A 26,272-nucleotide genomic window follows, 5' to 3' on the forward strand; every position below is an offset into this window, starting at 1 on the left:
TTTCATACGGGTTCCATACAGGCTTCAATTGGTCCACCTGCTAGGCAGCGACCACATCATCAGCCGTTACACGCTTTTCCCGGTTTAATGCCTGCAAAGCCGACACATCAACAATTAATGCCACGCTGCCATCACCCAATATGGTTGCGGCTGAAATACCTGGCACTTTGCGATAGTTACTCTCGAGGTTTTTCACCACCACCTGATGCTGACCAATCAACTGGTCTACCAAGAGTGCATAACGACGCCCGGCACTTTGCAGAATCACAACGATGCCCTGAGTGGCTTCAGTTTTGGCGTTTTCAACATCAAATACCCGGTACAATTCAACCAAAGGTAAATACTCGCCGCGCACTTGTAATACCCGTTCACCGCCGGCTAGCGGGTGTAAATCTTCAGCCAAAGGTTGCAGTGATTCCATTACTGCATTCAATGGCAAGATGAAGACTTCATCACTGACTTTTACTGACATTCCATCAAGAATAGCTAGCGTCAATGGCAATAAAATACGGATTGAAGTGCCAAGACCGGCCTGGAAACTGACTTGCACATGGCCGCCCATCTCCTGAATATTTCGCTTAACCACGTCCATACCGACACCGCGGCCGGAAACATCAGTGACTTGCTCTGCGGTGGAGAATCCGGGAGCAAAAATCAGCATCCCAACATCTTCATCGCTCATATGCTCATTAATGGCCATTCCTTGAGACTGCGCTTTTGCCAGAATCTTCTGCCGGTTTAACCCTGCGCCATCATCCAAGACTTCAATACAGATATTACCGCCCTGATGCTCTGCGGACAGCGTCAGATTCCCCACCGGCGATTTACCGGCAGCAATACGGGTTTCAGCATCTTCAATACCGTGGTCCAAACTGTTACGAACCAGATGGGTCAGGGGATCGATAATGCGTTCAATCAGGCTTTTATCCAGTTCTGTAGAACTGCCAAGCAGCGTCAGTTCGACTTGCTTATTGAGTTTACTGGCTAAATCGCGCACCAAACGAGGGAAGCGGCTGAACACATACTCCATCGGCATCATACGGATCGACATCACCGACTCTTGCAAGTCACGCGCATTGCGTTCCAACTGCCCCATACTATTGAGCAAATCACCGTTGATGACGGGATCCAGCGTACTGGAGCGCTGTGCCAACATTGATTGAGTAATCACCAACTCGCCCACCAGATTAATCAACTGGTCAACTTTCTCAACCGCGACGCGAATACTGGTTGACTCACTGGCTTTCGCTTTTGGTTTTACATGTTCCGGGCTGGTCGGTGCGGCAATAACACCCGTTTTAGAGGAACTGTTGGTTTCAGCCACTGGGGCCACCGCCGTTGGCGGTAATTCTGCGATAACCGGCGCCACTACAGCCACTTCAGCTGTAGCTTCTGGTTGCAATTCAGCGGGTATAAAACTGATCTGTTCCGGTTCCAACACAAAACAGAGCACGGCGCTGATATCATCTTCACTGACAGACGTAATCAGGGTGGCTTCCAGGCTATCAGCACTTTGATGCGGATCTTTCACTTCACCCAAATTGCCTAGCTCTTCCAACATCAGTGGGATTTCTTGCTCTTTCAGGCCAGACAAGCGAATGCGCATTCCCCCCTGAACCAATGCCGGTGACTTACCACCCACTTTGGTGTCAGTCATCACAACGCCATTCCCTTGTGCTACTGATGTGTTGGTACCTGTGCTTTGTTGTTCTAAAGCCTCTAATGCCAGTTGGCGCAATGCGTGGCAGATATACTCAAAGCTTTCCGCATTAGGTTCCTGAGAGGTTTTATAGGCGTCCAACTGTTCCTGCATAATATCTTTCGTTTCCAAAAACAGGTTGATGATATCAGTGCTCAACCGCATTTCATCGCGACGAGCACCATCCAACAGGTTTTCCAACAGATGGGTTGTCTCTTGTAATACCGTAAAGCCAAACGTCGCTGCACCACCTTTGATCGAATGAGCAGCACGGAAAATGGCATTGAGTTGTTCTTTATCTGGTGCCAGTGGGTCCAGCAATAACAAGTGCTGTTCCATATCTGCCAACAGTTCATCTGCTTCATCAAAGAAAGTCTGATAAAACGCGGTAATATCCATGCTCACGGTGTCACCTCTACTGTGCGTCGCGGCTTGTCGGAGAGACCGGTGCATTACTTGCAGGTGCCGCTGGCAACGATGTCGTTGGCCCAGTGGTTGCTGGAGTGATGCTCCCCGTGCTCGATTGTTGTGTTTGTGGTGCTGTTGCAGGCTGCGTTATCGTTTTCACAGGTGCTGCCGTTACCGGTACTGCCGCCGCCGATACTGTTACCGCCCCAGTCGCGGGTTGCCCGGTGGAGGTTGCCGTACCCGTTGGCGCTGTCGCAGCAGCAGGCGTCGCGGTTGGCACAGTCCCACTGGTCTCAAGCTGCTTTAAGCTCGCGGCTTTTTCTATATCCAGCGCTTTGTTATCTAAATTCTCATGCTCAATATCATGTTGCGTCTGTTTGTTCAGCACTAAAATACTGATTCGACGGTTAACCGGATCATCCGCTGCTTGCTCTTTCAAGCGCATCGTCGAGGCCATACCCACCACCCGCAGCACTTTCCCCTCATCCAAACCACCGGCGAGCAATTCACGCCGTGAAGCATTAGCACGATCAGCCGACAACTCCCAGTTGCTGTAACCTCGTTCGCCATTGGCATACGGCAGATCATCGGTATGCCCCGACAGACTGATTTTGTTTGGTATGTCATTCAAGATAGGGGCTATAGCACGTAAAATATCACGCATATACGGCTCTACCTGCGCACTGCCCATCTTAAACATCGGCCGATTCTGGCTATCAATAATCTGAATTCTTAACCCTTCTTCCATCATGTTAATCAACAGATGTGGCCGTAATGCTCTCAATCTCGGGTCAGATTCGATTAATTGATCCAGTTTTTCCCGCAACTTGTTCAGTCGATACTCTTCTTTGCGACTCTCTTCTGAATCGATGTGCTTGCGTACCTCGCCCACTTGCTGGGTGGGATCATCACCGCCCCCTGGAATCGGACTGGTACTGGCACTGCTCTTATCACCGCTGGTCAACGCTATTTTCAACGGTGTCCGAAAATACTCCGCAATTTGCGTCAGTTGCTGCGGGCTGGAAACCGATAGCAACCACATCACCAGAAAGAAGGCCATCATCGCTGTCATAAAGTCAGCGTAAGCAATTTTCCATGACCCGCCATGATGACCGCCACCATGCTTAGCTTTTCGCTTTCTAATCACAATAACGGGGTGGTTCTGATGCTTCATGCGTCCTCTTCTGTCGCTTGCGGTGCCGGCGCTTTCACTCTGCGTACATGCTCTTCCAGCTCAATGAACGATGGACGCTCAGTGGTGTAGAGCGTTTTACGACCAAACTCCACGGCAATTTGTGGCGCATATCCGTTCAGGCTGGAAAGCAGTGTCACCTTGATGCACTGCATCATTTTGGTGGTTTCTGCACTCTGTTGACGCAACAAGGTGGCCAAAGGTGAAATAAAACCATATGCCAGCAAAATACCCAGAAACGTCCCCACCATCGCATGGGCAATTAGTGCCCCAAGTTCTGCGGCTGGTCGGTCGGCGGAAGCCAGGGCATGTACCACCCCCATAACCGCAGCAACAATACCGAATGCAGGTAACGAATCCCCCACCATCGCCAAGCTACCTGCGGGAACTTCACATTCTTGTTCGTGAGTTTCTATCTCTTCATCCATCAGTGCTTCGATTTCAAAAGCATTCATATTTCCGCTAACAATTAACCGTAAATAATCAGTAATAAATTCCACTAATAACTTATCGGCCAAGATCCGAGGATAATTAGAGAAAATTTCACTTTCCCGCGGACTTTCTATATCCCGTTCCAGTGACAGCATTCCCTGTTGACGGGATTTAGCTAATAAACGGTAAAGTAACGCCATTAAGTCCATATACAGGACTTTGTTATATTTAGAACGGCGCATCAATTTTGGCATGACCTTTATTGTCGCTTTTATCGCTTTGCCGTTGTTACCCACGATAAATGCACCGATACCTGCACCGCCGATAATTAAAAATTCGGCTGGCTGATACAGTGCGCCAAGGTTGCCACCAACAATCATGTAGCCACCGAAGACCGCACCTAAGACCACGATATAACCCAAAATAACTAACACGCGACATCCTTAGCAAAGTGTGTGGGTGGAAGGTGAGGCGTTAGCACCCTTTGAGTGCAATGAATTGTCATTAACTGGCTACAGGAACGGTATCCATACCGCAGCTGTAACCAAAAAATTCTGACAACTCAAAGAGACTCAAACTGCGCGTCTAACCTGCTCATCCAGCAGTTGTGAAGTAATATCGGCAGATGGCGGAGAAAGTTTACGTTTTTTTACTGCGCGGGAAGGTGGCTGGCAGAGACTGCAAACAAAGCTATTTCGTGGTTGATGCGCATGGGTGATAAAAGTCCCACCACAGCAACTGCAACCTGAGAGTTGCAACATACCACTGTCAACGAATCGAACCAGGGTCCAGGCACGAGTTAACGCCAGTAATGGCGGTACTCCAGACTGATCAGGACACTGTTCCAGATAAAGACGATAGGCCTTAATAACGGCCTCAACACCGGTGCATTGCCCGCTTTTTAGCAGGAAGCTATAAGCGTTATAAAACATCGATGAATGAATGTTTTGTTCCCAGGTCATAAACCAATCAGTCGAAAACGGCAGCATTCCTTTAGGTGGCGGACTCCCTCTCAGCTCTTTGTAGAGCTTAATTAATCGCCCCCGGCTGAGTTGCGTTTCGCTTTCAAGCATCTGCAAACGCGCACCTAAAGTGATCAACTCCATTGCCAAATGAATGTCTTTAGCTTCCTGAACAATACTTTTCACAACCATCAGTCATGCTCTTTTTTTAGGCGCACTACCGTCTTGTAACGATAGCTCGTGGAGTAAGTGACTCGACAATAGGATCCCTGTGTGGATTTGCTGCAAGTCATCGACACGAGATTCTTTCGTCAGATGATGAATAGTGTTGTGGTCACTGAAACGGAAATGACAGACTAATTGGTTAGTCTCAGCTAATTTAACCATTTGCGGTAAAGTTAACTGCGCTAATGCGTCGGCCATAGTATCTGTAATACCCAGACGAAACATCGCTGAGGCTTTTTCATCGTTAATTAACCGTTGTGCTAAAAGCAAGTAAGACAAATTAATATCATAAATATGTTTGAGTAATTCAGACGTACTCATTTTATACATCCCGACTGATTATGTTTTAAAACATAAGTTGGATGATAGAATTCTTCACCCAAGACCTGGGATCCTTCCCGCTATACAGTTAATTAAAACCCATAGAACTAAAAGTAATTAAAACCTACTGGTGTTACATTACAAAAATACCATTTTGGTATGAAATAACATGTCGTAAACTTGGCAGCTCGATTTTGTGCTGCTCTGATAGTGCATCTTGCTATGCAACTTTTCTTACAAAATATTAGGATTATTCCTAAAGAGGCCCAACTCTACTCCCGAATCGTTAGCACATACAATGTGACTAGTGATTCATTTTAAATGTAATGTGATATAGATCACAAAAATAAAATATAAAGCTGTTTCTTACACTCATAATTGTTCACTTTTCACTCACACTCATGGTTAAAAAACACTAACAAGTCAGAAAAGAGCTAAAAAACTAGATATATAGGCCCAATTCTTAGTGTTTTTAGATCAGTTCGAACAAAAGCATTCCTAAAGCAAAATAGCAGAACATAAATCTGTTATAACCCAAAATTATCAGCAGTAAGGACTAAAGCAGAGGATTATAGTTCGGTTATCCTATAAGTACCCTTCCGAAACTATTTTGTTTTAACGAATATTTATGCGATTTCACAAAACACCGCCTACCGACCATTTATTAACCTATTTACCTTTTAACGTTAAAAAACCCAACAACATGTATTAAAAAAGGCAACAGAGGTAACTGCATGTTTCAATTCAACGCTATTGCACACATTTCATTCTGCCGCAGTTTCAACTGCGGTTCATATCCGCGTTTCCACAAGGAATTTGTGAATAAAATGTAATTAAAAATAATTAATAATGTTTGAAACATAAGTTTCAAATATTGCTTATTAGCGACTATTTTAATTAACGCCCTATCACGGCTCGCATTATTGGCTGGTCGTAACCAAATGTGACTGACATCCCATTTATCAAAGGTGTATTCCCCTAACCTTTAATCTATAGCCGCGCTTATGGGAGCTTAATGATGGGATACAGAAATGTACTGGTCGCAGTTGCCCTTTCACCCGATAGCCAACAATTGGTTAATAAAGCCGTTTCTATCGTGCGGCCCTATAATGGCAGGGTTTCGTTAATCACCCTGACAACTGAGCCAGAAATGTACAGCAGTTATGCTGCCCCCATGCTGGGAGACTTGCGTTCTGTGTTGCAAGAAGAAGCGCAACTATTTATGGAGGAGTTAGCGATTAATGCTGATTATCCCATAGAGGATAGATCCATTGTGCACGGGCAATTCGCTGATAGCATGGCTTACGTTTGCCAACAGCAGCATATTGATTTAGTTATCTGCGGTAACCACAGTACAAGCCTGATGAATAAACTCTCCTGTTCTGCTGCCAAGCTGATTAATACCAGTAGTGTCGACGTATTGATCGTCCCACTTTAATTAACCCGTAGCTGTGCGTTGCGACAACCGTTCTGTCAGCACCGTAATGCCTTTCGCTGTGTTGCCGCACTATTAGCTGAAATCATCCCGCCGAGTTCTACTATTATTCTCAACACGCGTTATTTTTAATATTCGCTATGTTCACTACCGGCCTTTTTACTCCGTCCAAGTAAGGGAATTTGATGCCTCAAGATAAAACCAGTAACCGCCGTATTCTGCTGGCTTCACGCCCACATGGCACACCAACCAGCGAAAATTTCACCTTAGATATTCAACCTATTGCGCAACCCGCAGCAGGTCAGGTGCTACTTCGCACTCGCTATTTGTCGCTTGACCCCTATATGCGTGGCCGTATGAGCGACGCCCCCTCCTATGCCGCGCCGGTTGAAATTGGTGACGTCATGGTAGGCGGGGCCGTCTCACGCGTTGAAGCCTCTAATCATCCGGAGTTTCAAGTGGGTGATTGGGTTTTGGCCAACAGTGGCTGGCAAGACTATACGTTATCGGATGGTGCTGGTATCCGCAATTTGGGGCCACAACTCTCCCATCCTTCACGCTCTCTGGGCGTTTTGGGCATGCCTGGTTTCACGGCTTATATGGGACTATTGGATATTGGTCAGCCCAAAGCGGGCGAAACCCTGGTCGTTGCCGCTGCCAGTGGCGCGGTTGGTTCAGTTGTCGGGCAAGTCGGTAAACTAAAAGGATGCAAAGTTATCGGGATAGCCGGAGGATCGGAGAAATGCCGCTATGTGGTGGAAGAATTGGGCTTCGACGCCTGTATTGACCACCGGGCAACAGATTTTGCGCAACAATTGGAAAAAGCCTGTTCTGACGGCATTGATATTTATTATGAAAATGTAGGTGGTGCGGTATTTGACGCGGTATTGCCATTGCTGAACCCACGCGCCCGTATTCCAGTATGCGGGTTGATAGCACGCTATAACGATACAGAATTACCGGACGGCCCGGATCGTTTGCCACTGTTACAAAGCATCATTTTGCGCAAACGGATTAGGATGCAAGGATTTATCATTTTTGATGACTATGGCCATCATTTTGGTGATTTCCTACAGCAAATGACCCAATGGGTTGATCAGGGCAAAATCAAGTTCCGTGAAGACTTGGTCGACGGACTAGAAAATGCGCCGCAAGCCTTTATCGGCCTATTGGAAGGCAAGAATTTTGGCAAGTTGGTGATTCGCGTCAGTAATGAATAGTCGAAATAATTCCGGGGCCAACTCGCCCCGGAAACTGTTATATCAATGCCCTGATAGCAACAAATAGTCTTGCCGGATATAAAACCTAGACATTAATCGAAGCAATTACAACCACTCACCGAAGCGGCGAATATAAAATTGCTTCATCATTTGCGCAACAATACAGTAGCTGACTAAGGTACCTGCCAACCAAGGGAAATATTGCCACGGTAATGGTTGCAATCCGACTAATGCTCCCAAAGGTGAGAACGGAATATAGATACCTATTGCCATGATCAATCCGGTCGTCAATAGCACTGGTAAGGCGGCGGTACTTTGAATAAACGGTATTTTTTGTGTGCGCAACATATGGACAACCAACGTCTGCGACAACAGACCTTCAATAAACCAACCGGACTGGAACAAAGCCTGATGCTCAACACTGTTAGCCGCAAAAACAAACCACATCAGTGCATAAGTCGTAATATCAAAAATTGAGGAAGTTGGCCCAATCCATAGCATAAAGCGGCCAATATTCTTAGCATCCCACTTACGCGGCTTGCGTAAAAATTCTTTGTCCATTTTATCCCACGGCAGGGAGAGCTGAGAAATGTCATACATCAGGTTTTGTAACAGCAGGTGGATGGCAAGCATGGGTAAGAAGGGAATAAATGCACTGGCAACCAGCACTGAGAACACATTGCCGAAATTCGAGCTAGCCGTCATATTCAGATATTTGATGATATTACCGAAGGTTTCACGCCCTATAATAACCCCCTCCTCCAGCACCATCAGATTCTTTTCTAACAGAATAATATCTGCCGACTCTTTAGCGATATCAGTGCCAGTATCAACCGATATCCCCACGTCAGCATCGCGTAATGCCGGTGCATCATTGATGCCATCGCCAAGAAAACCAACGGTATGCCCATTGCTTTGCAGCATTTTTAGCACCCGTGATTTTTGCAAAGGGGTAAGTTTGGTAAACACTGTGCGCAACTCGACTTCACGCGCTAACGTTTCATCATCCATACCTTCAATATCACGACCACTCAGCGGCTCCCCCGGCTCCAACCCGACATCGCGGCAGATTTTTGCCGTAATAATCGGGTTATCGCCCGTTAACACTTTTACTGCAACACCATTTTCTCGCAGTGCGGTGATAGCAGCCTCTGCGCTCTCTTTTGGCGGATCGAGGAAAGTCAGTAGCCCTTGAACAACTAAATCACGTTCATCATTAATATTTAACGGTAATTCACTGAGCTGAGTCCCTAATTCACGGGTTGCCAGTAACAAAACACGAAAACCGTCTTCATTATATTGTGTGGCTAACGCCAGTAATTTGGCTCTGCGGGCTTCATCCAGTGGGTATATCTTATCTCCCTCGCGAACTTGGGTGCAGATACTCAGCATCTCTTCCACCGCACCTTTGCAAATTAAGCGCTGGTGCTGCTGCTCATCTTTTACCACAATTGACAGACGACGACGGATAAAATCAAACGGTAATTCATCGACCTTGTTAAAGCCGCGCAAAGCATCTATTTCAGGTTTACCGCGGCTAAATTTTATGACCGCCTGATCCATCAGATTTCGCATACCACTTTGATGGAAACTATTAAGCCATGCTAATTGCAGCACTTTATTGTCATTGCTGCCACTGGCATCCAGGTGGTGTTCAAGAATGATGCGGTCCTGGGTTAATGTGCCGGTTTTATCTGTGCACAACACATCCATAGCACCAAAGTTCTGCATTGCATTCAATCGCTTAACCACAACTTTGCGCCGTGACATAGCAATTGCGCCTTTCGCCAGGTTAGAACTGACAATCATTGGCAACATTTCAGGGGTTAACCCAACCGCAACTGCCAATGCAAATAGTGCCGCTTCAGTCCAATCACCTTTTGTAAAACCATTAATTAGCAATACAATCGGTACCATTACCAACATAAAACGAATCAATAACCAACTGACACTGTTGACGCCACGATCAAATGCCGTCTGTGCGCAAGTGCCAACAATCGACTTAGCAAGCGACCCGAAATAAGTATGCCCGCCGGTAGCCACAACCACAGCCATTGCCGTTCCACTGGCAACGTTAGTTCCCATCAGACAAATATTAGATAATTCAAGTAATTCACTCTCGCTATTGGCATCCGCATCTACTGATTTTGAGCTGATGGCCCCCATTGCGTCGTACTTTTCAATAGGGATAGCTTCTCCGGTCAGGATCGCCTGGCTGATAAACAAATCTCTGGATTTAATGAGCCGTAAATCTGCCGGAATCATATCTCCGGCGGATAACAGAATGATATCCCCCGGCACTAATTGCTTAATCGCAATTTCTTGTTTTGCCGGTTGGGCACTATGGCTACTACGGCGTAATACTGTGGCGGTGGTTCGCACCATCGATTTCAGGGCTTCAGCCGCTTTATTGGTGCGGTACTCCTGCCAGAAACGCAATAAACCACTGATCAATACCATCGTCACAATAATTGTGACACCAATCAGATCAGTCTCCTCACCCTGTTGTAATGGCAGCCAATAATCAGTAAAGAAACTGATTGCCGCCAATACCATCAAAACAAAAATAAAAGGGTTATTAAATGCTGCCAATAACTGAAGCAACGCTGGGGGCGCTTTCTCATGTGCTACCTGATTAATGCCGTATAATTCCAGTCGCTCCCTGGCATCCTCTTCTGTCAGCCCATTTAAATTAGCATTCAACTTGGATAATGTTTGATCCAAACTATTCTTGGCTTCTTGCGCGATAGCAAAAGTTTTTTTATTACTGTTACGGCTGGTAACTGTTTTTTTGAATTGGGTCATAACGCTTCTCTTTTAATTCTAAACGCACAGGGTTTATCCGCTCAATTATTGAGAGATAAATGTGCTGAACTATTATTGCGCTGCCAACTTTGTATTTATATTTAATTAGCAGCGACTAATTTGGTTAACTCCGGGGTGATCGTCCATAACAACTCCTTACTACCACGTGGGTCAGTATTTAATTATTTATTGCAAAAAATTGAGCAATTTATTAATGAGTAAATTACTTTATTATTAAGCAGGTAATTCAGATGCGATACGCCAATGGACAGCACTGACGCTCCGCTCCAGACTGACACGGCAAACAATACTTTCAATTTCTCTTTGCGCTGCGGGTGTCGCCATTATTTCTGCACACACTTCCAATTGACCGGGTTTGGCAATATCTGCACTGCAAAGTGACTGTAATCGTAATGCCACACCATTTAACGCCTGTAAAATAAGGGTGCGAACCAATATCTCATCTTCCGCACCACAAGTGACCTGAATCCGGTAACGAACTTCCAGGTCTATGGCTTGTTGTTGAGGCTGCATATTAATCCGTTGCGCCGCCTCCCGTAACAATATATTGGCACACAGAATAACGGCAGTGGCGGCTACTGCATTCCAATACAGTCCCAAGCCACAAAGCACACCAATACCCGCCGAGCACCAGAGTGTAGCTGCGGTGTTCAGGCCACGAATATTCATGCCTTCACGCATAATGACGCCTGCACCCAAAAAACCGATGCCTGAAACAACTTGAGCGGCGATACGACCAGGGCTATCAGGGGATGTGGCATAAGAGCTGAGAATAAATACTGCAGCACCGGTCGCGACTAATGCATTAGTACGTAAGCCCGCCATACGCTGGCGCCATTGTCTTTCAGCGCCAATTAATGCGCCCAAACACATCGCCAGTAATAAATTTACGACAAAAGGAGTTAATGCCATGATTCTCTCCATGAATTAATCATTGGTAGAATAATCATGTGCTATTTAGCACACAGGTAATTGTGCTGAGATATATAACCCGAGGGTATAAATCAGCAATAGCCTGTGTTTCTGCCAGGAGGAAAAAGTGCGTGGTTGTTAAATACCATAATAAAAACCCGAATTATTACCCTCGATGATTAAACATCGAGTTAAATATTACACCCACACTCATTGGCGTTATAACCAGACAACGATTGAATGAATCTCGTTGCGCTGACTAAAACATGGGCTTCAAGTGAACAAACACCACCAGCGCCACGATAACGTCAAGTAATAAGGGTCTACTTGGGTATGCACAACTCAGGAAATAAGAGAGGGTGCTGCCCGCCATTTTCGGCAAGCAACAAATCTGTAGAGAGATAGGTTAGCTTGCCTTGCTTATTTGACTACTACTTTGCGTATCCATTATTTTCTCCACCGAAATTTTTCAAGAGTATAGTTGCGTGTGATAATTATGTAAAGTCTATATTTCTAAACAAAACCTAAACCAGCCCCAATGAATTAAACAATAAATTTAATATTTATAATATATCGATTAATTACATCATACTCTACTCAAGCCATTGAGCATGCGTCAGGGGCATATAAGAATAAAACAGAGATAAGAGAATCAACTCAAACACTCTTACCTGCCATTCCCCGCGTCGGCGCCCATACTCAATCACCTTCGCTAAGACTCGCGCACAATGACACCTATACCCCCTAACTCAACCAACTGAGAGCATCCCCCTGTCCTTACCATCAAGTCATTGACGCAATTACAGAAATCCCATCAATCTTTAATCCAAATTGCGATCGTGATCCCATTTATAACCCTAACTATTTTAGCTCCGTTGCCGATAGGTTCTTAAAGGACTGTTGAAATTTTTTTAGATATAGGGGTGGATTAACTTTAAGTAGCGATGCCTGTACCCACCGTAAATCGGCGTTACAGCGAACCAGGCTATAGCTTCAACCATACCGGGTACATCAGGCAAGGACCTTTCCTCGAGCGACTATAGAAACGGAACTAACAATGAAACGTGGAAGTACGCATCAGCCATTGGATATAAAAATAGCGCCAGAACAGAATAAAAATACGAAAGTATTGTTTATTAATAATATGCGTCTGGTCACGTTGTTTATCGCCATCTTGGCGGGAATACTGCTTTTATTTGCAGCGGCGATTGGGACGTCAGGTTACTTCTTAAAACAGAGTAACCAATCACTGGAAGAGGCGACGCAAGAACTAGATATACGCCTGGGTCTGTCTAACAGTTCGAACCACCTGCGTACTGCACGCCTTATTCTGATTCAAGCAGCATCAGCGGCACGTATCGGTGATACCGAGGGTTATCAGCAGGGGCTAAAAAACGCTGAGAGCCGTATCGCTCAATCGCAGCAAATGTTTAATCTCTACTATAACCGTCCGGTTAAATCCGAAACGGATAGCGCATTAGATGCACCATTGAAAAAAGCCTATGAACAGTATCGCGACGAGGGAATGAAACTCATGCTCGACGCGACGAAAGAAGGTCATTTTGAAGAAGTTATTTCCCTTGAAGCTGAAAAACTTAATCAGTTGGATGATGCTTATAATGAACCACTGCTGAAAGCAGTTAAGTATCGTACCGAACGGGCTAACCAGATTAATCAGACCGCCCAACAACAAGCCCGTCTTGGTTATATGCTGATGGGAGGCGCTTTTATTCTGGCCATCTTACTGACATTAATTGCTTTTTTAGTGATCAGCAAAGTCATCATCAAGCCGATTAATTGGCTGGTAGCACGTATTCAGCGTATTGCTCAGGGGGATTTGACACAAAGTTCGGTCTCATTTGGCCGCAATGAAATTGGTGTGCTGGGTAACAATATTCAACAAATGCAGGATTCGTTATCCCTAACTGTGGAAGCTGTGCGCAGCAGTGCTGAATCTATTTACCAAGGATCGAGTGAAATTGCACTGGGTAATACCGACCTTTCGGCACGTACCGAGCAACAAGCCGCATCACTTGAACAGACCGCCGCCAGCATGGAGCAACTGACCGCAACCGTAAAACAAAATGCGGAGAATGCCCATCATGCGAGCCAGCTCGCAGCCAACGCATCAGGTAAAGCTGCCCAGGGTGGCGATATCGTTAATGATGTTGTTAGCACGATGGATAAGATATCCCTCAGTTCAATGAAAATTGCTGAAATTACCAATGTAATTAATAGTATCGCGTTCCAAACGAATATTCTGGCTCTGAATGCTGCGGTTGAAGCTGCCCGGGCGGGTGAACAAGGCCGTGGTTTTGCTGTAGTGGCCAGTGAAGTCCGTAATCTGGCACAGCGCAGTGCCGATGCTGCCAAAGAGATAGAATCGTTGATTGAGGCCTCGGTTGACCTGATTGGTGATGGATCCATTCTGGTGTCCGATGCCGGTAAAGCGATGAATGAGATCGTGACAGCCGTTAGTCATGTAACTGATATTATGGGTGAAATTGCCTCTGCTTCTGATGAGCAGAGTCGTGGTATTAGTCAGGTTGCCCAGGCAGTTTCAGAAATGGACAATGTCACGCAACAGAATGCCTCTTTAGTTCAGGAAGCGTCAGCGGCGGCGGCCTCTTTGGAACAACAAGCTGAAATCTTGACTCAAGCCGTTGCAGTATTCCATTTAAAAGGCGGCAACCCTGCCCCGTCACTGAAAACTCCGGCACCTATGTCCACCAAACAGAAGAGCGCGGTCGGGAATAAGAAGTCCGGTGACGACTCACTAAACTGGGAAACGTTCTGAGTTAACACCAGAAACCGTTCAACCAAACTATAGTGACGATATTTAGATAGCAAAACCGGAGGCAAGGTGTACTCACCTTCTTCCGGTTTTTTATTGCGTCGCTCGCAGCACAACAGACAGAACACCAATGTTACGGGTGAAGCGGCTCGACAAAGGTGCCATCATGGCTATCAATCTCGTTAAAGAACCAGACACCTGAGGGGTAATCTTCCAACGAAACCAGATACATAATACCCTCACTAAACTGCTCAACCTCTAACACAACCCCCTCACGCCGTGGGCCGCCATCGGTTTTTACTGTCACCCGATCATTCACTTTCATGATATTACCTTCAATTAAATCAATGCTGCTAGTGTAGTACAGAATAAGGTGAGAATGATAAGGTTTACGTATAAACAACGGTATACTTTTGGCGAATATATTCGAGGGCAGAACAGTATTGGCTTACTGAGTAAGAGAAGCTGAGTTAATCAGAATCGAGGGGATAAAACAGAGGATCTTGCTGGATGCCTGAAAGTAAAAAACCCGCCTTAGCGGGTTTTTTTATAATCAGCCAAAGGCCAATTAGATTGCAGTTACGTTTGCTGCAGACGGACCTTTAGCACCGTTCTCGATAGAGAACTGTACATTCTGGCCTTCAGCCAGGGTCTTGAAGCCTTGATCTTGGATTGCAGAGAAGTGAACGAACACGTCTTTGCTGCCATCAGCTGGAGTGATGAAACCGAAGCCTTTAGACTCGTTGAACCACTTTACTTGACCTTTCATCATGTTAGACATGTGTATTTCCTTTATTAAAAAAATTTGCCACCATGGGCGTGTTATAGCCGGTTATCAGTCGTTACTTATGGAGGCACTATGAAGGAAATTCGTCAGTGAAGAGCTATCAACGATAACGCTTTAAATATGAACCACTTTACTCAAGATGTCGTGCATAAATAGGTCTGTACCACAGGCCGAGACGCATTAACTCATGACCGGCTTTTAATAGCAACTCTTTTTAGCGGGCAAACTACAGATTCTTGTTTGCATGGCTAAAATAAAACCAAAAAAGCTATTAATTATACTCTTGATGCCCACTTTTACGCAGAATAATCATAAAATTTATTGTTACTAAACTACTGCTGCCCAAACGCTGGCGATAATAAAAAGAGCAAAATATATTAAATAGGCTGTTTCACGTCATGTTTTCCGATGGGTACTGAAAGTTTATCTCATGAGTTTGCTATAATATGCAGCCACCTACCCCTGAGAGGAACACATGAGGCCGAAGTCTGTCACCTTAGATGATGTTGCACGTCAGGCGGGAGTGTCATATCAAACCGTATCACGTGTTTTAAACCAGGCCCTTCATGTCTCGCCAAAAACCCGCAGCAAGGTCGAACAGGCCATGGCTGACTTAAACTATGTTCCGAACCGCGTAGCACAGCAATTAGCGGGGAAACATAGCCTTACGCTTGGGCTGGCAACGGCAGATCTCGCGTTGCATGCCCCCTCTCAAATAGCCGCAGCGATAAAAAGCAAAGCCCGCGAGTTGGGATACGCAATAGTGATTGCCATGGTTGATGATCAAACTGGCCCAGCCTGCCAGCAAGCCATAAATGAGCTATTAGCTCAACGGGTGGACGGGATCTTAGTGAATATTCCGCTGAAGCCCAAAGGCTGCGAGAAAATTGTCCAACAGTGTGCTGATACTCCAGTGCTGTTCTTGGATGTTGATCCACAATCTACCGCCTTCAGTGTTCTGTTTGATGCCAAGGTCGGGGCAGTTCAGGGGGCTGAACACCTAATTAGCTTAGGCCATCAGCAGATTGCCCTTATCTGTGGACCCAAAAATGCCATTTCAGCCCAGTTACGTTATCAGGGCTGGTTACAGGTACTCAATGATGCCTCGTTAATACCGCAGGCGGTCTATCACGGTGAGTGGAATGCCAAAAGCGGCTATCAGACCACACTGCAACTCATTACCAGCAACATCCCTTTTAGCGCCATTTTGGTCGCTAACGATCAAATGGCTCTTGGTGTATTACGCGCTCTGCATGAGCATAATATCAATGTCCCTGAGCACGTCTCGGTCATTGGTTACGATGACACCGCAGACAGCGCCTATTTCCAACCGCCACTGACGACTGTCAGGCAGGACTTCAAGCAATTAGGGGAAGAGAGCGTTTCCCGCCTGATTGTCAGGCTGCACCACTCAATTGAGCTACCTTCTGAGTCTCTCTTGTTAGCCACTGAACTGACAATACGCCAAACAACAGCACGCTTTAAGCGCTCTATCCTTAAAAACGAATAAATGCGATCACTCTCGACTATTTATCCAACCACTATTTACTTTATCTGTCGTTGAATTCATCTTTACCCCAACACAATTGTGAGCGCATAACATTTTTACCCTTTGATCACTTACCAGCACAAAAAGTATCCACGCACATCGCAGAAATGAGGCTGATATCATGACGTCACAGCAGAAGGTTCAACAGCAGGTTCAACCGCCCCTATCGCAGATTTTGTCACGCAGAGATTGGGAGAACCCGCAGGTGACGCAGTATCACCGCCTTGAAGCACATCCTCCCTTTTACAGTTGGCGTGATAGCGACAGCGCAAAAAATGATACCCCTTCGCCACAACGGTGTTTACTCAACGGACAATGGTCATTCAACTATTTCGACCAGCCAGAAAGAGTACCAGATGAGTGGGTTGAGCACGATTTATCGGGAGCGAGATTACTGCCAGTCCCCGCCAACTGGCAACGCCATGGTTACGACACCCCGATTTACACTAACGTCCAATACCCTATTCCGGTCGACCCGCCGCGAGTACCACAACAGAACCCGACCGGTTGTTATTCGCGTAATTTCGTTTTAGAGCCAGATTGGCTCTCATCAGGCCAAACACGCATTATTTTTGATGGTGTCAGTTCCGCATTTTATCTGTGGTGTAACGGGAAATGGGTGGGTTATTCCCAAGACAGTCGCCTACCTGCTGAGTTCGATCTCACTCCTTACTTACAGGCAGGTGATAACCGTATCGCCGTTCTGGTTTTACGTTGGAGTGATGGCAGTTATCTGGAAGATCAGGATATGTGGCGCATGAGCGGTATTTTCCGTGATGTCAGTTTGCTTCACAAACCAGCGATCCATTTGCGGGATATCCATATCGCCACACATTTGTCCCCAGAGTTCAGCTCTGCCAATTTAGAGGTAATGGCAGCGATAAATATTCCTCCACTCAGCATCAACGATCCACAGATAGCTGGGGCTTACCAAGTCCGCGTACAATTGTGGCTGGCAGATAAGTTAATTAGCAGTTTGCAGCAACCGCTAGGTACCCAAGCCATTGATGAACGCGGGCAATACACTGATCGCACCCATCTTAAGCTGCGGGTGGAATCTCCCTCTTTATGGAGTGCAGAACAACCCACACTGTATCGCGCCGTGATTTCGCTGCTCACTCAGCAGCAAGAATTGATTGACTCAGAAGCCTATGATGTCGGTTTTCGACAAGTTACCATCCACCAGGGTCTGCTTAAAGTTAATGGTAAAGCGGTATTGATTCGGGGGGTGAACCGTCATGAACATCATCCGCAAACCGGTCAGACCATCGATGAAGAGAGCATGCGGCAAGACATCATTCTGATGAAACAGCATAACTTTAATGCCGTGCGCTGCTCACACTATCCAAACCATCCATTGTGGTACCGCCTGTGTGATCGCTATGGTCTGTATGTTGTGGACGAAGCCAATATTGAAACACACGGTATGCAACCGATGGGGCGTCTCGCGGATGATCCTCAGTGGTTCTCTGCTTTCAGCGAACGGGTTACGCGCATGGTTCAGCGTGACCGTAATCACGCCTGTATCATTATTTGGTCTTTGGGCAACGAATCTGGCCATGGCGCAACCCATGATGCCCTCTATCGCTGGATTAAAACCAATGACACGACACGTCCGGTACAATACGAAGGCGGCGGCGCAAATACGCTCGCGACCGATATTGTATGCCCAATGTATGCTCGCGTGGATGAGGACCAACCTTTCCCAGCGGTGCCCAAGTGGGCAATCAAGAAATGGATTGGTTTGCCTGATGAATCTCGCCCATTGATTCTGTGTGAATACGCTCATGCAATGGGTAATAGCTTTGGTGGGTTTGCCCGTTACTGGCAGGCATTCCGCCAATATCCTCGGTTACAGGGTGGTTTTATTTGGGATTGGGTAGATCAAAGCCTTATCCGCGATTATGAGAATGGTGAACCTTACTGGGCTTATGGCGGTGATTTTGGTGATAGCCCCAATGACCGCCAATTTTGTATGAACGGGTTAGTTTTCCCTGACCGCAGCCCTCATCCCAGCTTGTACGAAGCACAATGCGCGCAGCAGTTTTTCCAATTTTCATTACTGAGTACCACGCCACTGGTGATAAGTGTCACCAGTGAATATCTGTTCAGACACAGTGATAATGAACAGCTCTATTGGCGAATTGAATTAGACGGCAAATTGATACAGGAAGGTGACTTTTCTCTTGATTTATCTCCTGATACTACGCAGCACTACAGGCTGGCAGAGCAATTACCCCTGACAGATAAACCCGGCCATTTATGGTTAAACGTTGACGTCAGGTTGAGAACAGAAACACCTTGGGCAGCCAGCAACCATCGCAGCGCCTGGCATCAATGGCGTTTACCTCGGGCGCTATCTATACCCCGCCGCTCTGTGCCAAATAGCACTGAGCTAAATAGTACCGAGCCAAGCGAGCTTCAGCTCATCCAAGATGCGCACTCGATTATGGTGACTCACCAGCAACAGCGTTGGCAGTTCAATCGTCAGACTGGCTTGCTGGAACAATGGTGGGTGGGTGAATTACCGGTGTTACTTAGCCCGCTGCGTGATCAATTTGTTCGTGCGCCACTGGATAACGATATTGGTATTAGCGAAGCAACCCGTATCGACCCCAACGCCTGGGTCGAACGCTGGAAAAAGGCGGGAATGTATCAGTTGGAACAACGTTGTCTATCATTACACGCTGATAGCCTCTCCCACTCAATACAAATCTGTGCCGACTACAGCTATGAGTTTGCCAATGAAGTGCTATTGCATTCACATTGGTTATACCGTTTTGATCAGCAAGGCCGTATGACCATTGATGTTCAGGTTGAAGTGGCAACATCACTTCCCCCTCCGGCCAGAATCGGTATGTGCTGCCAACTATCAGATCTCGCTCCATATGTTGACTGGCAAGGGTTAGGGCCACATGAAAACTATCCTGACCGGCAGCTTTCAGCACAATATGGTCAGTGGTCACAGCCGCTTGAGCAGATGCACACACCCTACATTTTCCCGAGTGAAAATGGCTTACGCTGTAATACCCACTCTCTGCGTTACGGAAACTGGCAATTAACCGGTCGGTTCCATTTTGGTATCAGCCGTTACAGCACGCAGCAACTGATGATAACCAGCCACCAGCACTTACTAAAACCCGATCAAGGTACCTGGTTGAATATCGATGGTTTTCATATGGGGGTCGGTGGTGACGACTCATGGAGCCCTAGTGTTCACGCTGATCACTTGCTGACGGACGAAAGCTATCACTATCAGGTCTGCTGGCACTATAAGGGTTAGGCTTAAGCTTAGCGCGGCGTACGGTGGCTATCTCGTCACCGTACGCCGCGGGTTATCCTGGTCCACAATTTCAGATTTATACCTATAGCGTAAGAAAAGTAATGTTCATACAATCAAAGCGTTCCAAACATCTCTTAGTCTTGATTGTAGCCCTGCAAGTAAGCCATACATGCACGACTCCTTTGCAAATTTGTGCGCCCACTCTGTTGGGCGCTTTTTTTGTTTTCTACTTCACTGATGTTTTCTGACGCTTATTTTTGTCATCACTTAAGCACATTCTCGTCATGAATTATTTCCATTACCAGACTAAGATAGTCTCGTAGTCACCGGCATAGCATCGGACTTACCACTTTTAGGCGACAAGAGGAATATTATGACATCGTTAACGCACCTCCCGGCGAATATGGTCGCAATTGAAATCACTCAGTCTGGTGGACCAGAAGTCTTAGTGGCCGTACAGCGTCCAACACCGATGCCTGCTGCGGGCGAAATATTAGTTAAAGTTTCAGCCGCAGGTGTTAACCGCCCTGATGTGATGCAACGTCGTGGTCAGTATGCGCCGCCGCCGGGGGCCTCAGATATTCCTGGATTAGAAGTTGCCGGCGAAGTGGTCGCCATTGCAGCTGATGTGAGCCGTTTTAAGATCGGAGACAGAGTCTGTGGGCTGATAGCTGGTGGGGGTTATGCGCAATACTGTGTCATACATGAAACCAATGCCTTACCTATTCCCTCCCCCCTTACTGATATTGAAGCAGCGGCGTTACCTGAAACATTCTTTACCGTATGGACCAACCTATTCCAACGAGGCCATTTTAGCGCCGGCGAAACAGTCTTAATTCACGGCGGATCTTCGGGTATTGGGACCACCGCAATATTACTGAGCAAAGCATTTGGCGCACAGACAGTGATTGTCACTGTGGGTTCAGAGGAAAAACGTCAAGCGTGCCTGAAGTTAGGGGCAGATGTTGCTATTAACTACCACACCCAAGATTTTGTCACTGAAACTAAACGCGCTACTGCCGGTAAAGGGGCTGATGTTATTGTTGATTTAATTGCTGGAGAGTATGTCGGGCGCAATTATGAAGCTGCGGCCATGAATGGGCGTATTGTTCAAATTGGTACACAAAATGGTAATGCTAAAGATCTTAACCTGATGTTAATGTTGCTAAAACGCCTGACACACACCGGATCCACATTGCGCTCTCGTAGCGTTGCAGAAAAGGCACTGATCGCCCAAGAACTGGAAAAGCAAGTCTGGCCTTTACTAGGTAAGGGCAATATGAAGCCGCAAATCTGCCAGACATTCCCACTGGAAGAAGCATCGAAAGCGCATGAGTTGATGGAAGGCAGTACACATATCGGGAAAATTGTTTTGACCGTTTAAAGCAATGCAAAACGATAAAAACCGCTATTATTTATACTCATCCGCAGAAATCGACACTCAAGGGTTGATTTCTGCGGATGAGTAAATAATATACATCACTATTATCCCTTATCAGCCTATAACAGTTTAGCTAACTAATTTATTGAACTGATATACTTTAGATTTGATCTTCTATGTTAATCTATAACAAACCATTATGGTTTAATTTTTATGAGTCATTAATCACAAGGTCATAATTATGGACATAATTAAAAAAATATTAATTGACGACATCGCAAGAATAAATCAAAAAGAAAAAAGAGATGGCCGGTTAAAATTTAACAGCGATTTTGTCTACAAACATCCCTACCTTTGCCTGGCAATGCTAGTGTCATATTTTTTCGTCTTAGTTTTGATGTACTTAACGCCATACTTTGGCACAGGCTACATGATTGCATTTACCGCTTTCTTTGTCCTGATGTCAGCCATCCTTATGATGGAAATCAAACCTGTATTTAAGTTTGAGGATATTGGCATTCTTGACTTACGCGTTTGCTACAACGGAGAGTGGTTCTTTAGTCGTGCGTTATCAACACAAGCAATTGATGAAATATTAAATAACAAGAATATCAGTGATGACTTTAAACTTCGCTTTAAGCATATTATTAATAATAAAGGCGAAATAGATTTTTATGATGTCTATGATTTGGCTTATTTACAAAAAAAGCCCTCACGGTTTAATGAACCAAACGTCACCTCCTCGTTAGCCAGTTCGTCAGTTATTGGGCAGTAAATACCCGTATTCATAACACTTATGCCCCGTATGGGGCTTTAATCGTTATATCAAAGTAGCCTTTTTATCCAGCATACTCATTAGTTTTGTTAGGCAGATATCGTTAATACGCTAAAATGTTGCCTATAATAAGGTTAATGCTCCTAATAAAAAGAGGCTAATAGGTATGGATAAAATTGATGAACAACTGATTGCTATTTTAGCGGAAAATTCTCGGATATCTCTAAAAGATCTGTCACAACAAGTGGACCTCTCCTCTCCGAGTACATCCGAACGTCTGCGGCGTCTTGAAGAACGTAATATCATCCGCAGTTACACTCTAGACTTAGACCCGCGAGCTTTCGGTTATAACTTGCAAGCCATTGTCCGGGTCAAGCCCTTGACGGGAATGCTGCATAGCGTTGCAAAGATGATCCAGGAGACACCAGAATGTGTTGAGTGTGACAAAGTAACCGGTGACGATTGCTTTATTAGCCGTCTATACCTTCAGTCATTGGAGCAATTAGATGCCATCACTGACCATTGGTCTGAACACGCCGAAATTCATACCTCAATCGTAAAATCATCCCCTATTATGCGGCGATTACCCCCATTAATGCAGCCAATCAGGGGCACAAAAATCTAAAATATGTGCCTCCAGGCTCACTTTATTTATAATAAAGAGTTATGCTTCCTACCATTAGATAGATATCAAAAAATGGATAGTTGATGAGCAGTGAAACCCTAAGCCAGGTGCCGGAGTCATTGATTCTAACACTCCCCAACAGCAGTTGGGATCAGAGTGAAACAGAAAATGCCCGCGCTATTGAGGCTCTAGAACAAGGTAAAGTGCTATTTTTACCTCATCTGGCCTTTGCACTAAGTGAACAGGAGAAACAACTGCTCAACCCTGCATTGGTTGATGCTAAGCGTAAAAATATCAGCTTCAAGCCAGTGGAAGGCACGCTAACGGGTGTTATTGATGAAAGCAAAATTACCTTAACCCGTCAGTTACTTGAACGCTATTACCAACGTTGCTTAAATTTAATTAATCAACTATTGCCAGAGTATAAATCTGCCCTGCACAGCCCAACCAATAGTTTACGTTTACACCCGGTTGCGGCCTGGCGTGATAACACATCATGGCGTAAAGACGATAGCCGCCTACATGTTGATGCATTCCCTTCACGCCCCAATTATGGTGAACGTATCATCCGTATCTTCACCAATATCAACCCTCAGGGTGAACCCCGGTCATGGCGTGTTGGCGAAAATTTCACCCAGTTGGCCAGCCGTTATTTACCGCAACTGGATGACTACTCCCCTATCAGTAGTTGGCTACAAAATAAAGTGGGTATCACTAAACGCCGTCGCAGCCATTACGACCATTTGATGCTTCAGTTACACGACAAAATGAAGTCCGATTTGGATTATCAGAAGAATGGCTCACAACAAGCGATTGATTTCCCATCGGGCAGCAGTTGGATCTGTTTTTCTGATCAAACCCCCCATGCCGCAATGGGTGGGCAATATATGTTAGAACAAACTTTCCTATTGCCGGTTACCGGCATGAAACACCCTGAGCAATCCCCGTTAAAGATACTGGAATCATTGACACAGAAAGCACTAATATAATCCATACAGAGATTCCACTAATCCGCCAACTCGGCGGATTAGTGATTAAAAATATCATTGCCAAACCGCACCGGTTATATCGCGAGTAAATTAGCAAAAAAAATCATTGTTAAGTTTGATCCTCGATAAAAAATAAATATAATTCCTCACGTTATGTAAGCCAACTCCGCAATGGTTTTACTTGAGGTAAATAGATTAGCCTCATCGAGCACAATCCATATAGGGTATATTATTGCTCTGTTTGTGATTTTAGATAGCAGTTTTATTATATAGCTTATAATCATGGAATCTGATCAGATAGCGATTGGAGGTTAATATGGTTAAGGTCTATGACAGAAACAGAAACCAAATTATCCCGGGAAAACGTGTAATGGTCGCACAAACCGGTGAGATTGACGTGGCAAAAGCTATCCATGCCGACGGGCTGGCCCCAGTACAGGCCGAACGGGAAAGAGTGGTTGAATTGCAGCAAACAGGTGAACGTTATGTGCCTTTCGATTTAGTCAGACTAGGCTAATAGTCGTGAGTGCATATAATGAATAGATTTAGACATGCGACTTTCTTGGCAAAAATTGAAAAGCTAATTTATTAGCAGTGGCACTAATATGCTGGGGCACCTGTATTAAAAGGTCGCCCCATCATTTTTATATAACCTTGCTATTTATATAATTATGGCATTTAACAACACAACCATGATAGCCATAAACTATAACAATAGAGAGTGGAATCCTAGCCAACACTTATTATCATCAACTCCCAATAATATATCCGGCGGGTGTTAATGGCCGCCCGTCGGATCAGCGTTATTTAAATATGACAAGCCGGTTCAATCGCCTGAGCCACTTTCTTTTGGAAGGTCTCAAGCTGACAAAGTTTGTCCTCTCCGCTGTTTTCACAACCTTCAATCGCAACAGGAATCCTACCTGCCGGATTGTTTTTCAAATCTAGTTTCTCAGCATTTCGTAATTGCTCCATGGTTTGATAGAACATTTTCACCGCGACATAGCGTTGATGATTATCTGGGTTCTGCCATAGCTCAAAGACTAACCCTCCACCGGGCGGTGTATTATCGGGTTGCTGTGGTAGTTGCCAATTGGCACCCAACATTCCGCCAATATTGGCAATATTCGTATCATGCCCACCAAGGAAAAGAACTTTGGTTTGTGGTGATAACGGCAGTGTTTGTCCCTGAGCATCGCGCTGAAGGACGAGTGCGGTCTCGATCTGTTGCAATAATGGAGTGCCCTTATGACGAGCGATATAAGGTGTTTTGGCCATTAAATCAAATTGCGCATTATGCAACGATAATAACGAGATCCAATTTTCTTCTCCCGTTAACCGATGCCAGGCAACATCGGGCATCGCTTGTGAATTCTGTAGCAGGAAGATCTCACCCAAGGTTGATGATAGCGCCAATGGTCCACTGAGCGAGACTTTTGTCCCGGTATTATTCACCGTGATTTCATTCGCTGCAAATTGGGCAAAATCACAGGTTTTTCCTTGCTGTTGTAGTGATTTACAGTAAGGCGATGCTGCAAAGTTCAATACCTCGCCCATCTGGGCAAAGGGTTTAGCATAGCGCTGGCTCAGTTCACTTAATGGCGCACCCAGTCGCTCCTCAACAGCCTGATGGGTCTGTGTCGAATCTAACTTACACACCCCCGCATCGACCGGGTGAAATAGCGGATCCACTTTTTTCAAATCAGCCTGATAATGTACTTTCAGGCCGCACCCCGGTGCTATTCCATCAAGAAATGCCTGCCCGGTTAAACGCGTTCGTTGATCAATATCGGCCTGCGCATAGATAGCCGTATCAGTTGGGCACCCTGGCGCGAGTAACCCTTTGCTACGGAAGTAATCGCCATAGAATCCGCCCATCAATGTTACTAATTGTGCACCTCGGGGGGTTAAGTATCCTGCGGCGACCGGCCATTGCGGCCACTTGTCGGGGGTTACATCATTCATTAACTGTGTTTGTTTGGTCGGCGAGCGGACACCATGGCGGCTCAAAATAACCACGCGCTCCAATGTGTAACCGGTAGGCGGGATAGCAACCGGTGCGGCACTAATCGCGCTGCTACTTAGCATCAAGACCAGTGCGGATAATCGCAGACTATCTACTGTTACTGTCATAATTTTATATCCTTATTAAAACTACGAATACTTTTGCCTCAACGAGTATGGTCGACGATCGACGCCCCCACAATGTGCGAAAGCAATAAGCAGTAGGAGTGCTAATAAGTGCTATAGCGCAAAAAATTATGTCAATTGGCGCTAAACTTGATTCGCTTCTCAGTGTTAGAACGATAATTAGCCGATTATGTCATTAACAATATTTATATTGAAAGGAGGGAGGGTACAAATCCGCTTTATCATTCCGGCTATTGTCCGAAAAGCATTAAGCGCATAAAAGCATTTGGCACATTAGGATTGGAGAATATAGCCCGTAATCCGGCA

The 26,272-nt window shown here is 45.6% G+C and carries 20 protein-coding genes; 10 read left to right on the forward strand and 10 right to left on the reverse strand.

Features of this window, described 5'->3' with window-relative positions; translation table 11 throughout:
• Positions 1-40 precede the first annotated feature (40 nt).
• The 5 genes from cheA to flhD form a co-directional block, all read right to left on the reverse strand.
• Positions 41-2,098: a chemotaxis protein CheA gene (gene cheA, locus V1955_RS13420; RefSeq protein WP_193784823.1), complete on the reverse strand. Its 2,058-nt coding sequence runs from the start codon at positions 2,096-2,098 to the stop codon at positions 41-43.
• A 16-nt stretch (positions 2,099-2,114) separates the two neighbouring features.
• Positions 2,115-3,281 (reverse strand): flagellar motor protein MotB, encoded by a 1,167-nt coding sequence (motB, locus tag V1955_RS13425; RefSeq protein ID WP_083159173.1) that lies wholly within the window; start codon positions 3,279-3,281, stop codon positions 2,115-2,117.
• Positions 3,278-4,165 carry a flagellar motor stator protein MotA gene (gene motA, locus V1955_RS13430; RefSeq protein ID WP_083159174.1) on the reverse strand — a complete coding sequence of 296 codons (888 nt, stop codon included), beginning with the start codon at positions 4,163-4,165 and terminating at the stop codon, positions 3,278-3,280. Before motA ends, motB begins: the two co-directional genes overlap by 4 nt.
• Before the next feature lie 138 nt (positions 4,166-4,303).
• Positions 4,304-4,885: a flagellar transcriptional regulator FlhC gene (gene flhC, locus V1955_RS13435; RefSeq protein ID WP_083159175.1), complete on the reverse strand. Its 582-nt coding sequence runs from the start codon at positions 4,883-4,885 to the stop codon at positions 4,304-4,306.
• Between the two features lie 3 nt (positions 4,886-4,888).
• Positions 4,889-5,239, reverse strand: a complete 351-nt coding sequence (gene flhD, locus V1955_RS13440; protein WP_193784677.1) for a flagellar transcriptional regulator FlhD — start codon at positions 5,237-5,239, stop codon at positions 4,889-4,891.
• Between the two features lie 1,018 nt (positions 5,240-6,257).
• On the opposite strand from flhD, the gene uspC reads away from it, so the two are divergent.
• Positions 6,258-6,677, forward strand: coding sequence for a universal stress protein UspC (uspC, locus tag V1955_RS13445; protein WP_083163715.1), 420 nt, complete (start codon positions 6,258-6,260; stop codon positions 6,675-6,677).
• A 182-nt stretch (positions 6,678-6,859) separates the two neighbouring features.
• Complete coding sequence (locus V1955_RS13450) at positions 6,860-7,894, forward strand: NADP-dependent oxidoreductase (RefSeq protein ID WP_083159177.1); 1,035 nt, start codon at positions 6,860-6,862, stop codon at positions 7,892-7,894.
• Between the two features lie 105 nt (positions 7,895-7,999).
• Here V1955_RS13450 and mgtA read toward each other — a convergent pair whose 3' ends face one another.
• Positions 8,000-10,699: a magnesium-translocating P-type ATPase gene (gene mgtA / locus V1955_RS13455; RefSeq protein ID WP_442821030.1), complete on the reverse strand. Its 2,700-nt coding sequence runs from the start codon at positions 10,697-10,699 to the stop codon at positions 8,000-8,002.
• 234 nt (positions 10,700-10,933) lie between these two features.
• Positions 10,934-11,632: an MgtC family protein gene (locus tag V1955_RS13460; RefSeq protein WP_193784678.1), complete on the reverse strand. Its 699-nt coding sequence runs from the start codon at positions 11,630-11,632 to the stop codon at positions 10,934-10,936.
• Positions 11,633-12,689: 1,057 nt separating this feature from the next.
• On the opposite strand from V1955_RS13460, the gene V1955_RS13465 reads away from it, so the two are divergent.
• Entirely contained in the window at positions 12,690-14,429 is a 1,740-nt protein-coding gene (locus V1955_RS13465) for a methyl-accepting chemotaxis protein (protein WP_083159180.1), read from the forward strand.
• A gap of 130 nt (positions 14,430-14,559) precedes the next feature.
• Here the strand turns inward: V1955_RS13465 and dsrB are convergent, their stop codons facing one another.
• Positions 14,560-14,751 (reverse strand): protein DsrB, encoded by a 192-nt coding sequence (gene dsrB, locus V1955_RS13470; RefSeq protein ID WP_193784679.1) that lies wholly within the window; start codon positions 14,749-14,751, stop codon positions 14,560-14,562.
• Positions 14,752-14,994: 243 nt separating this feature from the next.
• Positions 14,995-15,207: a transcription antiterminator/RNA stability regulator CspE gene (gene cspE, locus V1955_RS13475; RefSeq protein WP_002210893.1), complete on the reverse strand. Its 213-nt coding sequence runs from the start codon at positions 15,205-15,207 to the stop codon at positions 14,995-14,997.
• Positions 15,208-15,688: 481 nt separating this feature from the next.
• Here cspE and V1955_RS13480 point away from each other — a divergent pair, with 481 nt between their 5' ends.
• The 7 genes from V1955_RS13480 (at position 15,689) to ydfZ (ending at position 24,332) form a co-directional block, all read left to right on the forward strand.
• The gene (locus tag V1955_RS13480) at positions 15,689-16,723 is read left to right on the forward strand and encodes a LacI family DNA-binding transcriptional regulator (protein ID WP_083159181.1); all 1,035 of its coding nucleotides are present in this window, start codon (positions 15,689-15,691) and stop codon (positions 16,721-16,723) included.
• A gap of 160 nt (positions 16,724-16,883) precedes the next feature.
• Entirely contained in the window at positions 16,884-20,045 is a 3,162-nt protein-coding gene (locus V1955_RS13485; RefSeq protein WP_442821031.1) for a beta-galactosidase, read from the forward strand.
• A 373-nt stretch (positions 20,046-20,418) separates the two neighbouring features.
• The gene (locus tag V1955_RS13490) at positions 20,419-21,429 is read left to right on the forward strand and encodes an NAD(P)H-quinone oxidoreductase (RefSeq protein WP_083159183.1); all 1,011 of its coding nucleotides are present in this window, start codon (positions 20,419-20,421) and stop codon (positions 21,427-21,429) included.
• 238 nt (positions 21,430-21,667) lie between these two features.
• Positions 21,668-22,201 carry a YlaC family protein gene (locus V1955_RS13495; protein ID WP_083159184.1) on the forward strand — a complete coding sequence of 178 codons (534 nt, stop codon included), beginning with the start codon at positions 21,668-21,670 and terminating at the stop codon, positions 22,199-22,201.
• A 166-nt stretch (positions 22,202-22,367) separates the two neighbouring features.
• The gene (locus V1955_RS13500; protein WP_083159185.1) at positions 22,368-22,826 is read left to right on the forward strand and encodes an Lrp/AsnC family transcriptional regulator; all 459 of its coding nucleotides are present in this window, start codon (positions 22,368-22,370) and stop codon (positions 22,824-22,826) included.
• A gap of 83 nt (positions 22,827-22,909) precedes the next feature.
• Positions 22,910-23,815 carry a Kdo hydroxylase family protein gene (locus tag V1955_RS13505; RefSeq protein WP_083159186.1) on the forward strand — a complete coding sequence of 302 codons (906 nt, stop codon included), beginning with the start codon at positions 22,910-22,912 and terminating at the stop codon, positions 23,813-23,815.
• 316 nt (positions 23,816-24,131) lie between these two features.
• Positions 24,132-24,332: a putative selenium delivery protein YdfZ gene (ydfZ, locus tag V1955_RS13510; protein ID WP_050084375.1), complete on the forward strand. Its 201-nt coding sequence runs from the start codon at positions 24,132-24,134 to the stop codon at positions 24,330-24,332.
• A gap of 290 nt (positions 24,333-24,622) precedes the next feature.
• Here ydfZ and V1955_RS13515 read toward each other — a convergent pair whose 3' ends face one another.
• Positions 24,623-25,948, reverse strand: a complete 1,326-nt coding sequence (locus V1955_RS13515) for an AppA family phytase/histidine-type acid phosphatase (protein ID WP_442821032.1) — start codon at positions 25,946-25,948, stop codon at positions 24,623-24,625.
• Between the last annotated feature and the right edge of the window lie 324 nt (positions 25,949-26,272).

Source organism: Yersinia sp. 2545 StPb PI, from assembly GCF_052217125.1.
Lineage (GTDB): Bacteria > Pseudomonadota > Gammaproteobacteria > Enterobacterales > Enterobacteriaceae > Yersinia > Yersinia enterocolitica_E.